Here is an 11,566-nt window from a genome sequence, read left to right on the forward strand (position 1 = left end):
TCACCGCGCCGTCACCCGATACGTATTCAGGATATTCATAATGGCTATTGTTGAAGTCAAGGTTCCCCAGCTGTCCGAGTCGGTCTCGGAAGCCACCATGCTGCAGTGGAAGAAGAAGCCCGGCGAGGCTGTCGCTCAAGACGAAATTCTCATCGAAATCGAGACCGACAAGGTCGTGCTCGAAGTGCCGGCACCCTCGGCCGGCGTGCTCGCGCAAGTCATCGCGAACGACGGCGACACCGTCACGGCTGATCAGGTGATCGCCAAGATCGACACCGAAGGCACCGCAGGCGCCGCCGCTGTCGAAGCCGAAGTGAAGCCCGCGCCTGTCGCCGCTCCGGCGCCGGCACCGGCTACTGCGCCGGCCGCACAAGCCGCATCCGCAACGGCTGCGAACACCGCTGCTTCGCCGGCTGCCGGCAAGCTGATGGCGGAGAAGGGCTTGGCCGCTGGCGACGTCGCCGGCACGGGCCGCGACGGCCGCATCACCAAGGGCGACGTGCTGACCGCCGGCGCGCCCGCCGCGAAGACCGCTGCGCCCGCACCGGCTGCCGCGCCGAAGGCCGCGAAGCCTTCGCTGCCGGACGTCAAGGCGCCCGCATCGGCCGACCAATGGCTGAAGGACCGCCCGGAACAACGCGTGCCGATGTCGCGTCTGCGCGCGCGTATCGCCGAGCGTCTGCTCGAGTCGCAGCAGACCAACGCCATCCTGACCACGTTCAACGAAGTGAACATGGCTCCGGTCATGGACCTGCGCAACAAGTACAAGGACAAATTCGAAAAGGAACATGGCGTGAAGCTCGGCTTCATGTCGTTCTTCGTGAAGGCGGCTGTGCACGCGCTGAAGAAGTTCCCGCTCGTGAACGCGTCCATCGACGGTAACGACATCGTCTATCACGGCTACTTCGACATCGGTATCGCTGTCGGTTCGCCGCGCGGTCTGGTGGTGCCGATCCTGCGCAATGCGGATCAGCTGAGCCTCGCCGAGATCGAGAAGAAGATCGCCGAGTTCGGTCAGAAGGCCAAGGACGGCAAGCTGTCCATCGAAGAAATGACGGGTGGTACGTTCTCGATCTCGAATGGCGGCGTGTTCGGCTCGATGCTGTCGACGCCGATCATCAACCCGCCGCAGTCCGCGATTCTCGGCGTGCACGCCACGAAGGAACGCGCCGTGGTCGAAAACGGCCAGATCGTGATCCGCCCGATGAACTATCTGGCGCTCTCGTACGACCACCGGATCATCGACGGCCGCGAAGCCGTGCTGTCGCTCGTCGCCATGAAAGACGCGCTGGAAGATCCGGCGCGTCTGCTGCTCGACCTGTAATCACCGGTCCGGCCCGCGCCGGCTTGCAAAAACGCAAGCCGGCGCCACTTGCAGATCTCAGGCAAGTTTCACGTCTTTTGCATTCCGCAGTACATAGAACGAGACGCGCCACGAAGCGTGGCCGCGCCGTTCCGTCATCAAAAAGGATTGTCATGTCCAAAGAATTTGACGTCGTCGTGATCGGCGCGGGCCCTGGCGGTTATATCGCCGCGATTCGCGCAGCGCAGCTCGGCAAGACCGTCGCATGTATCGAAAAATGGAAGAATCCGGCCGGCGCGCTGAAGCTCGGCGGCACCTGCCTGAACGTGGGTTGCATTCCGTCGAAGGCGCTGCTCGCGTCGTCGGAAGAGTTTGAAAACGCGTCGCATCACCTCGCCGACCACGGCATTTCCGTGGAGAACGTGAAGGTCGACATTTCGAAGATGATGGCCCGCAAGGACGGCATCGTCGAAAAGATGACGAAGGGTATCGAATTCCTGTTCCGCAAGAACAAGATCACGTGGCTCAAAGGTCACGGCAAGTTCACCGGCAAGACGGACGCCGGCGTGCAGATCGAAGTGAGCGGCGAGGGCGAAACTGAAGTCGTCACGGCGAAGAACGTGATCATCGCCACGGGTTCGAAGGCGCGTCATCTGCCGAACATTCCGGTCGACAACAAGATCGTCGCCGACAACGAAGGCGCGCTCGCTTTCGACACGGCACCGAAGAAGCTCGCCGTGATCGGCGCGGGCGTGATCGGTCTGGAACTCGGGTCGGTGTGGCGCCGTCTGGGCGCGGAAGTGACCGTGCTCGAAGCGCTGCCGGAATTCCTCGGCGCGGCTGACCAGGCACTTTCGAAAGAAGCGGCCAAGCAGTTCAAGAAGCAGGGCCTCGACATCCACGTTGGCGTGAAGGTCGGCGAAGTGACGACCACGGACAACAGCGTCACCATCAACTACACGGACAAAGACGGCAACGCGCAGAAGCTCGAAGCGGATCGCCTGATCGTGTCGATCGGCCGCGTGCCGAACACGGACAACCTGGGTCTCGAAGCGATTGGTTTGAAGGCGAACGAACGCGGCTTCATCGACGTGGATGATCATTGCGCGACCGCCGTGCCAAACGTGTACGCGATCGGCGACGTGGTGCGCGGCCCGATGCTTGCGCACAAGGCCGAAGACGAAGGCGTGCTGGTTGCCGAAATTATCGACGGTCAGAAGCCGCATATCGACTACAACTGCATTCCGTGGGTAATCTACACTGAGCCGGAAATCGCATGGGTCGGCAAGACCGAGCAGCAACTGAAGGCGGAAGGCCGCGAGGTCAAGACCGGCCAGTTCCCGTTCATGGCTAATGGCCGCGCACTCGGCATCAACAAGGCGGATGGTTTCGTCAAGATGATTGCCGACGCGAAGACCGACGAACTGCTCGGCGTGCACATCATCGCGGCAAACGCTTCGGACCTGATCGCGGAAGCCGTGGTGGCAATGGAATTCAAGGCGGCGTCGGAAGACATCGGCCGTATTTGCCATCCGCACCCGTCGCTGTCGGAAGTCATGCGTGAAGCGGCACTCGCCGTGGACAAGCGCGCGCTCAACATGTAACTGCGCGCACGCCTGACTGAACGCACTGGCAATTCGGCATCACAAGGCGGGCGGGTTTATTCCCTCCCGCCTTTCTTTTTGCAGCAACACAATGAACGTCACCGAATACTACGAAAAAGAACTGCAGACGCGGGGTTATCAATCCGACCCGGCGCAACGCGCGGCGGTCGACCGTCTGCAGCGGTGCTACGAGGAGTGGGTCGAGTACAAGGCGCGCCGCTCGAACGCGTTCAAGAAGCTTATCAATCACCCCGACCAGCCGCGCGGCGTCTACATGTGGGGCGGCGTGGGGCGCGGCAAAAGCTTCCTGATGGACAGCTTCTACATGATCGTGCCGGTGCAGCGCAAAACACGGCTGCATTTCCACGAGTTCATGCGCGAGGTGCATCGTGAACTGGAAGAGCTGAAAGGCCAGGCCGACCCGCTCGACGAACTCGCGCGCCGCGTGGCGAAGCGTTACCGGCTGATCTGTTTCGACGAATTCCACGTATCCGATATTGCCGACGCGATGATCCTGTACCGCCTGCTCGACAAGCTGTTCGAAAACGGCGTGCAGTTCGTGATGACGTCCAACTACGACCCGGACACGCTGTACCCGGACGGCCTGCACCGCGACCGCATGCTGCCTGCCATCGAGCTGATCAAGGAGAAGCTCGACGTGATCAACGTGGACGCGGGCATCGACTACCGGCAACGCACGCTGGCGCAGGTCGAGGTCTATCACACGCCGCTCGGCGCGGCCGCCGACAAGGCGCTGCGCGACGCGTTCGCGCGTCTCGCCGCCGTGCCTGACGAAAGCCCCATCCTGCACATCGAAAAGCGCGAGTTGAAAGCGCTGCGCAAGGCCGACGGCGTTGTCTGGTTCGATTTCGCGACATTGTGCGGCGGCCCGCGTTCCCAGAACGATTATCTCGAACTCGCGAGCCGTTTCCACGCGGTGATTCTGTCCGCGGTGCCGCAGATGTCGGCGCGCATGGCGTCGGAGGCGCGCCGCTTCACGTGGTTGATCGACGTGTTTTACGACCACAAGGTGAAGCTGCTCATGTCCGCCGCGGTGCCGCCCGAGCAACTCTATGTGGACGGCCCGATGGCCAACGAATTCACGCGCACGGTGTCGCGCATCGTCGAGATGCAGAGCAAGGAGTATCTCGATGCGCCGCGCCGGATCGTCGATACGTCGCTCACCTGAGGAGCGTGGCTCGTCGGCGGACTCCGAAAAAGACCGCCGGCGGCGCTTTTGCGATAGGTCGCTGCGCCTGCGCCTAGCGGACTAGGCCGAAAGGCGTATTTTCAGGATTCGGATTGCTCCGATGTTTTGGCTGTGGGTGACTGGCTATCTTTGTCGGGTATCTGACAAAGGAGAAACCATGAACCCCTATCGCGACATCAACGACGAAGAGTGGCAACGCATCGCGCCGTTGCTGCCCGAATTGCGCCCGCGTTCTGAATTGCGCGGCCGCCCGCTGGCCAACACGCGGTCGGTGCTCAACGGCGTATTGTGGGTGATGTACAGCGGCGCCACCTGGTCCGCCATGCCGCGCAAATACCCGTCGTATCAAACCTGTCATCGCCGCTTCAAGGCGTGGTACGAATCCGGTGTGCTCAAACGCGTGATGGAGCAACTATTCGGCGCCGCGAGCGAGGAGCTCTGCGCAATGATGGAAGCCCGCATGCGCACGCATCCGGCCGCGGAATCCAAACCCGTGGTGGCCGCAGAGAAGGCGCCGGCTCCTGCGGCCCCCGCGGTTTATAGCCCGCCACCGGCCAAGCCTTTGTCGTCGTCTCCGTTTGTTTTCACGTCGCCTTTCAAACACGCTGCATGACGATTCGAATCACGCAACATCGAGTAGAAAAAACGGCCGAACGATTCTATCGTCGGCCGTTTCTTTTTTAGTCGAGCGAGTGCTGCCCGCGCGCGTGCCTATTGTTGACGAACCCACGTTTGCGAGCGTCCCAGCAGCGACACTCCAATATATCCACGCACGACCAGTTTGTTCCCGCCGTCTTCAAGGTGCATCTTGCACTTGTAGAGCTTGCCGTTTTCCGGGTCGAGAATCTGCCCGTGATCCCAGGCATCGCCGTCCTTCTTCATGTCGTTGATGATCGTCATGCCGAGAATCGGCTGGTCCTTGCGCGCGTCGGTGCAGGCGGTACAGCGGCGGTCCGGCTGGTCGTTCGGGCCGAGCCCCTTGATCACCTTGCCGCTCAGCGTGCCATTGCCGTCCTGTGCGATCTGCACGAGCGCCTTGGGCTGACCGGTATGATCGTCGATGGTCTGCCAGGTGCCTACCGGGGTGTCGGCCTGCGCCATCGCGGTGACGGCGCTCGCGAGCAGCACGCCGGCAAGCGCGGCATGTTTCGCTGTACGAAGCGCGAGAGTGCGGGCGTGCTGAGTGAATTGCATCATTGTCTTCCTCCTTGAACAAAAGACGGCGCGATCATGGTCGCGCAGCGTTATTGGCATCGCGTGAGGCGTTCGCCTTGCGATGTCGCGTGATGCCTTGAGGTCTCCTGACGCCCCGCACACCGGGTCCGGTTCGCGGCTCTGGCGTGGCCGCGTGATCGATGCAGAATACGTGAAGTACACGGGAAAGTGCGCGCTCGGTTTGATAGTGGAACCTCTAATCGGCTGCGGCACCCTGCGGCACCTTGCGGCAGCGCAGCCTGCCTGGCGCAGCTCAGTTCAACTGATAGGAAAACGTGGCATTGATACGCGGACTGCGCGACGCGCTTTCGACCGGAGCATCGCCAACCGCCTTTGCCACCGACAGATCGAGGCTGTAATACTTCGCGTCGCTGATGCGAAAGCCGAACGCAATCGACGCTAGCCGCGACGGCGCCGGCGTTCCCGCATGCAGATAGACGCGCGCCATATCGAACGAAATGTACGGCGTGAATGTGCGCAGATACGTGAAGCCCGGCGTGAACGCGCGGTTGATCTCGAACATCGCGCCCCAGCCCGAATCGCCGGACGCTTCGCCCGGCTGATAGCCCTGCGCGAAGCGCTGGGCGCCGAAGGCAATCTGCTCGGAGGTCGGCAGCGAGACGGCGCTGTACTGTCCCGTCAGCGAGATGGCTGTGCCGATCTTGAAGGGCCACTCGTTGGTTTGCGAAAAGCTGGCACCGGTGCGGACGAAGTTGATCGAAGCCGGATTGTTGACGCTCGTGCCGGGCAAGTTCGAATCGCCGGCCTTCGACGCGCCCAGAATGTCGAAGGCCTTCGCCACATTGAAGCTCGCGCGGCGCACCTGGCCGGTTTGCACGCTCGTGTAGTCGGCTTGCAACTGCATCACGCGCACTTGCGAACGCAGGCCGATCTGCGCGCCCGTCTGTTGATTGTGATAGCGGTCCTCGTCATGCGATGCATAAATCGACGCCGTGCCGATCACGCTCTGCGTATTGCTCAAGAGAATCGGATAGGCCAGCGAGCCGCCAATCTTGTCGTTGATCACCGTGCGCTCGATATACGACGGCAAGCCCGGATTGTTGACCGGATTGCCGCGATAGTGCGACGCATCGAGCTTCGAAATGAGGCCATTGCTGCCGATGGGGACCGTCGCATGCGCGGCCAGGTAGGTTACGTTGTCGCGACCTTTCGGCAGCAGCGCCGATACGCTCAGTTGTTCGCCGAGCGCAGTGAGGCCGTTCTCGGTCGCGCTCAGCAAGCCTTGCACGCCGGGATGATTGAAGTCGATGCCCGTACTGACATCGAAAGGCTTGCGGTCCACGTTGAGCTCCAGCGTGGTCGCGCCATCCGTGTTCTGCGGCGGCGGAACGTTCGCGGCGACTTTCACGCCGGGCAATAGTCCGAGCACGTTGATATAACGCTCGAAGGTCGCGCGCCGCAGCGGCCGGTCCGCGGTGATGTGATCGGCGATCGCGCGGATTTTGTCTTCCACTGCACCGGCCTTGCCGGTCACCTTGACGGCAGACACGTAGCCTTCCACCACCGTCACGCGCACGACGCCGTCCTCGAATGTCTGTGCCGGGATGAATGCAAACGAGAGGGCGAAGCCGCGCTCCTGGTAGAGTTTCGTCACGCCGTTGGCCACCTCGATCAGATCGCCGATGGTCGTGTCCTTGCCGACGAGCGGCGTGAAGCGCTGCGCGACCTCGTCGAAGGGGATGGACTTGACGCCTTCGACCTGCACGCGCGTCGGCGTGAGATGACGCGCTAGCAGTTGCTGGAGTTGAGGCGCTTGTGGTGCGACCTGCACCGTCACGTTCGGGCCTTTGTCCGGCGCCTTGATCTGCGGCAGCGAATCCAGTGGATTGCCGCCGGCCACCGCGGCCGGACGCGATTGCGCGTGTGCCGGCGCTGGCATTGCGCTCGTGGCGAGCGCCGCAAGCATGAACGTCCAGGTGCTGCCGTACCCGAGTTTCATCGGATTGTCCTCGTATGCCGTTTTGTTCTGCGAGCGTCTGTCGTTGCGCGGCATGGCCTTGCCGCCGGACGGCGCCCGATTTATGTATGGCCGGACGGATGATGCCGTCCCGCCAGTATTACGTCATCTGGTGCGCGAAGCTTGAATGCGGTGCGAAAGAGGGCGCACGCGCCGCGCCGCGCTGTCTACCCGGAGGATGCCGCGCAACACGCAGCATCGCGCGAGGGCACAGCTCAAAACGGTGAGGTCGTCTCAAGCGATGCGATGCGCGTCGCGTCAATACCGTCTATGCGGACTACTTACGACTCACCGGCACAAGGCCGCCCAGTAGTGTGGTAAGCCCGCCCGTCGGATTGCTGGAGGCACTCGTCGAACTGGTGGAGGCACTCGAGCCGGCGGCGCCGCTCAACGTGCCCGTCAGTTGCCCAACGAGCGCGGTCACAGGCCCGAGCGCCTGAGCGCCGCCCGAGCCGCCCGCTGTACCGCCTGCACCGCCGGACAGCGCTCCGGTCACAGACTGCAGCGACGAAAGCGGGCTCGCGCCACTGCCCGTACCGCCGAGCGCCGAGGTCAGCGACCCGAGCGGTGTGCCGCTCACGCCGGAGCCGACACCGGCGAGAGGCGTGCCGCCGAGCAGCGTCGACACCGAGCCGAGCGGATTGCCGCCGAGCCCGAGACTGGCCAGCGTGCTTTGCAGCGGGCCGAACGGGCTGCTGTTCGAAGGTGGTCCGTCGGCAATGCTGAAATTCGTGCTGCCGACGAGGCTGGTGATCAGCCCTGGAATCGGCAGCACGCCGTTCGGGCCGTTCGGATTGACGAGGCCGCCCGCGTTCGTCACCGTGTTGCCGAGCGAGCCGATCAGCGCACCGGCATCGGCGCCAAGCGGGTTGCCGCTTGCCGAGCCCACCTGCGAGCCGGCGGAGCCGAGCGCGCCGCCAAGCTGCGCCAGCAGACCGCCGACCGGCGCGCCGAGGCCGGTCTGCGTGCCGACAGCCTGAGTGACGAGACCCGCTGTGACGACGATCGGCGTGATCGCGGTGCTGAGCGGCTGCGTAAGCTGTTGAACCGGGGCCGAGCCGAGCGTATTGCCGAGCGTCGCGCCACCCGCGTTGAGCGCGCTGGCGGTGGTCGACAGCGCTCCGGCCAACGGCTTCGTGACCGGCGACAGCGGCGCCAGATTGCCGCTGCCCAAGCCGTCTACAGCGGTGCTCAGGCCTTGCACGACGCCGCTCGTCGAGCTCACCACCGAGCCGACGCCCGCGACCGTGGTGCCGACGGGGTTCTGCGTCGTCCCGATCTGACCGACGCCGCTGCTGACCGCATTGGCGAGCGAGTTGAGCGTGCTGCTCGTGCCCGACACCGCGTCGCCGAGACCTTGCGTGACTTGCGGGCTCAAGCCGGGAATGGTCTGCGCGGCGATCACCGCGCCTAAGTCGTTGGTCGTCTTCGCGGCGCCCGTGACGGCGCCCGAGGTGCCGGTGGTGGTGGTCGTGGTGCCGCCGTTGCCGGTCGATCCGGAGCCGCTGCCGCTGCCGGTACTCGATGTCGGCGGCGAGCTGACAGTGCTGCCGCCGCACGCGGCGAGCAGGCCGGCGACGGCCACGGCGATCAACGGCGTGCGCAGCGACAAGAAGGCCGTCGCGGCGGGATGGCGGTTCAACAGGCGGGGTGTGGACATGTGTGCTCCTCAATGCCTTCTGGCAATCGTGTTTGCTGCTGGAGCGCGCCGTCTCTTTTGTGATGCGGCGGCGCGCCGTGTTCGTGGACCTATCAGAACGCAGCATTCAAACCAGGCCTGAAGGCCCGAATTGAACGCCGCTGTCGGGGTCGCGCACCGGGATAGCGTCGAAGTGCGTCTGGATGTGCGTCGTCTTCGGACCATCGCGTGAAGCGTCGCGCGGCGCGTGCCTCGTTGCGTGTTTCCCGGCGTGCGCGGCCGCGCCTACTTCTTCGACAATCCGCCGAGCAGGCCGCCGACCAGCGACGTCACCGGCGCGAGCGGATTACTGGTCGTGCCATTGCCCGAACTGGCCGTAAGCGACACGCCTGTAGGCGCCGTGCTCATCGCGCCCGAGGTTGCCGCTGCTGTCGTCGCCGTGACGCCGGCGAGCGCGCCGGTCACCGTCGAGAGCACGCCCGCGACAGGGGCAAGCGGGCTGCTGCTGCCGCCGGCAGCGCCGCTGAGCCCGCTCGTCACACTCGACAGCGCAGCGGTGACGGGCGCAAGCGGGCTCGTACCACCCGACGCACCGCCGACGGCGCCGGTCAAGCCGCCAAGCGCGCCGGTCACCGGAGCGAGCGGCCCGCTGCTGGTGCCGCCGGTAAGTCCAGCTAGCACACCGGTAACCGGCGCAAGCGGTCCGCTGGCCGTTGCACCTGTGAGGCCGCCGAGCGCGCTCGTTAGCGGCGCGAGCGGATTGCCGCCCGTGCCGCCCGTCACCAGTCCGCCGACGGAGGCCAGAGTGGTGCCGGTGTCCGTCACAGTGCGTCCAAGCCCGGTCGTGGCGGGATTGCCACCGGTCGTTGCGAGCAGCGTCCCGGCCTGCGCGAGTCCACCGCCGAGCGTCGACAGGAGTGTGTTGACCGGCACACCGAGCCCCGTCGTAGTGCCGACTGTCTGCGTGGTCGATGCAACCATCGACGTGATCGGCGTGATCGCGGTGCTGAGTGTTTGCGTGACTTGCTGGACCGGGCCGGTCGAAAGAGCCGTGCCGAGCATGCTGCCCCCGTTCACCACCGCGCCGCCGAGAGTCGTGACTGCGCCGCCGAGCGGCGTCGTGATCGCCGACAACGGAGCGAGCGGCCCGCTGCCGAGGCTGGTCACGAGGCTGCCTGTGTCCGTCACCGCACCTCCCACATGTCCGACCACACCCCCAAGGCTCGACACGGTGGTGCCGATCGCATTGCCGCCAGTGCCGAGCTGGCCGAGGCCTTGCGTAACGCCGCTACCGAGCGTCGAGACCGCCGCCCCGACTTCCTGCACGATGCCGCCCGCGGCCTGAGTGGTTTGCGTGCTGACGCCAGGCAGCGTCTGCGAGCCGATCACCGTGCCGACGCCCGCGACAGTCGAGCCCACGTCGCCGATCACGCCACCCGTGTTGCCCACCACCGTGCCGATCGCATTGGCCACCGGCGTCGTGGCGGGATCGGTGCCGGGGTCCGTGTGCGTGTCCGGGTTGGTATTCGTGTTGGTGTCCGTATTGGAATTGCTGCCCGAACCGGCCGAGCCCATCGAGCCGCTGCCGCTTGCCGTCGACAACGTGCCGCCTGCCGAACCGCTGCCCTTGCTGCCGGTGCCCGAGCTGAGGCTGCCGGAGCCTCCGCAGGCGCCGAGCGAAAGCAGCGCTGCCACGCCGGCCGCGATCAGCGTGGTGCGCAGCGCGAGGCTGGCCGTCTTGCCCGTGCGCGTGGTGTGGATGTTGTTGGTGTTGATCGTTTGAATATTCATGTCGCCCTCGCATCGCATGTGTTGTGTGGTGCTGCCGCGGCTATCTCTGCAGGACCCATGCCATTTCCGCTGATCAATAACGGGGATTTTCGAGTGCGTGCCGTAACGCCTTGTCGAATAAGGCATTGCAGGATTTGATGAAGTGCGCGCTAAATCAGGAATTGTCAAAAAAGCGAGCGCCTCGGCGCATTGCCGATGACTGCGTAACGTAACGGGCCGCATACGCCGTTACGGAATCCTCCGTAACGCGGGCGCGCCCAGCGGACTCGCCGCATCAAACGCGGGCACTTGAAAAAATAATTAGTGCATCGATTCAAAGTTATGGTTAATACTATGTGCTGCAACGCACGAACAGCCGTTAATCTATGTGCATGAGAAGAACTCGCGCACACAGGTCCGCGGGCAAAGCACAATTGCTCAAATAAGATTGTTCGGCTATAAAAACGCCAGAGTTGCGCGGAATCACGAGGGAGGTGGGTTATCGAACAGACATCTCATACACATCCGTTTCATTGAGGACGGCCGCAACCGGAGCCGCTACGACGCGACAGGTCGCGCCGGGAACGAGAGACCAACGGTGCGGGGCGCGTAGCACTTCCGAGCCGGGCGGCATTAGAAAGTCGAATAAATCGAAGATCGAGGGTAAGAATGAAAAAGTTCGCCACAAGCTTCCTGAGAGATAACCGGGGCGTTACCGCACTGGAATATGGCCTGATCGCGGGCCTGATCGTCGTTGTTATTGGCTCGACCGTGCAGGGGCTGGGAACACAGCTCAATACTGCATTTCAGACGGTCGCCGGGCTTTTGCCTGCCATCAGCAAATAAT

General features: G+C 63.9%; 9 protein-coding genes. 5 read left to right on the plus strand and 4 right to left on the minus strand.

Translation table 11 applies throughout. The annotated features are described in order from the left end of the window. Positions 1 to 40: 40 nt before the first annotated feature. The 4 genes from odhB to A3AC_RS0109390 all read left to right on the plus strand — a co-directional run bounded on the left by odhB (position 41) and on the right by A3AC_RS0109390 (position 4,730). Positions 41 to 1,324 (plus strand): 2-oxoglutarate dehydrogenase complex dihydrolipoyllysine-residue succinyltransferase, encoded by a 1,284-nt coding sequence (gene odhB / locus A3AC_RS0109375; RefSeq protein ID WP_025598529.1) that lies wholly within the window; start codon positions 41 to 43, stop codon positions 1,322 to 1,324. Positions 1,325 to 1,476: 152 nt separating this feature from the next. Continuing rightward, positions 1,477 to 2,907, plus strand: coding sequence for a dihydrolipoyl dehydrogenase (gene lpdA / locus A3AC_RS0109380; RefSeq protein WP_025598530.1), 1,431 nt, complete (start codon positions 1,477 to 1,479; stop codon positions 2,905 to 2,907). Between the two features lie 91 nt (positions 2,908 to 2,998). After that, entirely contained in the window at positions 2,999 to 4,096 is a 1,098-nt protein-coding gene (zapE, locus tag A3AC_RS0109385) for a cell division protein ZapE (RefSeq protein ID WP_025598532.1), read from the plus strand. Positions 4,097 to 4,274: 178 nt separating this feature from the next. Next, entirely contained in the window at positions 4,275 to 4,730 is a 456-nt protein-coding gene (locus A3AC_RS0109390) for a transposase (protein ID WP_025598533.1), read from the plus strand. Between the two features lie 98 nt (positions 4,731 to 4,828). Here A3AC_RS0109390 and A3AC_RS0109395 read toward each other — a convergent pair whose 3' ends face one another. The 4 genes from A3AC_RS0109395 to A3AC_RS0109410 all read right to left on the minus strand — a co-directional run bounded on the left by A3AC_RS0109395 (position 4,829) and on the right by A3AC_RS0109410 (position 10,740). After that, positions 4,829 to 5,314, minus strand: a complete 486-nt coding sequence (locus A3AC_RS0109395) for a DUF2147 domain-containing protein (protein WP_025598534.1) — start codon at positions 5,312 to 5,314, stop codon at positions 4,829 to 4,831. Positions 5,315 to 5,585: 271 nt separating this feature from the next. Then, positions 5,586 to 7,292 (minus strand): ShlB/FhaC/HecB family hemolysin secretion/activation protein, encoded by a 1,707-nt coding sequence (locus A3AC_RS0109400; RefSeq protein WP_025598535.1) that lies wholly within the window; start codon positions 7,290 to 7,292, stop codon positions 5,586 to 5,588. 295 nt (positions 7,293 to 7,587) lie between these two features. Continuing rightward, entirely contained in the window at positions 7,588 to 8,970 is a 1,383-nt protein-coding gene (locus A3AC_RS0109405; protein ID WP_025598536.1) for a collagen-like triple helix repeat-containing protein, read from the minus strand. A 264-nt stretch (positions 8,971 to 9,234) separates the two neighbouring features. Beyond that, positions 9,235 to 10,740: a collagen-like triple helix repeat-containing protein gene (locus tag A3AC_RS0109410; RefSeq protein ID WP_025598537.1), complete on the minus strand. Its 1,506-nt coding sequence runs from the start codon at positions 10,738 to 10,740 to the stop codon at positions 9,235 to 9,237. A gap of 648 nt (positions 10,741 to 11,388) precedes the next feature. Between A3AC_RS0109410 and A3AC_RS0109415 the strand changes: the two genes are divergently transcribed. Further along, a complete protein-coding gene (locus A3AC_RS0109415) occupies positions 11,389 to 11,565 on the plus strand; it encodes a Flp family type IVb pilin (protein ID WP_025598538.1) in 177 nt (58 codons plus the stop codon). Position 11,566 lies beyond the last annotated feature (1 nt).

Source organism: Burkholderia sp. WSM2230 (assembly GCF_000472445.1).
Taxonomy (GTDB): domain Bacteria; phylum Pseudomonadota; class Gammaproteobacteria; order Burkholderiales; family Burkholderiaceae; genus Paraburkholderia.

Bases quoted from the DNA above. Each gene is read 5' to 3' on its own strand.
- A3AC_RS0109405 (WP_025598536.1), bottom strand. From the start codon at position 8,970: ATGTCCACACCCCGCCTGTTGAACCGCCATCCCGCCGCGACGGCCTTC.
- A3AC_RS0109410 (WP_025598537.1), bottom strand. From the start codon at position 10,740: ATGAATATTCAAACGATCAACACCAACAACATCCACACCACGCGCACG.
- odhB (WP_025598529.1), top strand. From the start codon at position 41: ATGGCTATTGTTGAAGTCAAGGTTCCCCAGCTGTCCGAGTCGGTCTCG.
- A3AC_RS0109390 (WP_025598533.1), top strand. From the start codon at position 4,275: ATGAACCCCTATCGCGACATCAACGACGAAGAGTGGCAACGCATCGCG.
- zapE (WP_025598532.1), top strand. From the start codon at position 2,999: ATGAACGTCACCGAATACTACGAAAAAGAACTGCAGACGCGGGGTTAT.
- lpdA (WP_025598530.1), top strand. From the start codon at position 1,477: ATGTCCAAAGAATTTGACGTCGTCGTGATCGGCGCGGGCCCTGGCGGT.
- A3AC_RS0109415 (WP_025598538.1), top strand. From the start codon at position 11,389: ATGAAAAAGTTCGCCACAAGCTTCCTGAGAGATAACCGGGGCGTTACC.
- A3AC_RS0109400 (WP_025598535.1), bottom strand. From the start codon at position 7,292: ATGAAACTCGGGTACGGCAGCACCTGGACGTTCATGCTTGCGGCGCTC.
- A3AC_RS0109395 (WP_025598534.1), bottom strand. From the start codon at position 5,314: ATGATGCAATTCACTCAGCACGCCCGCACTCTCGCGCTTCGTACAGCG.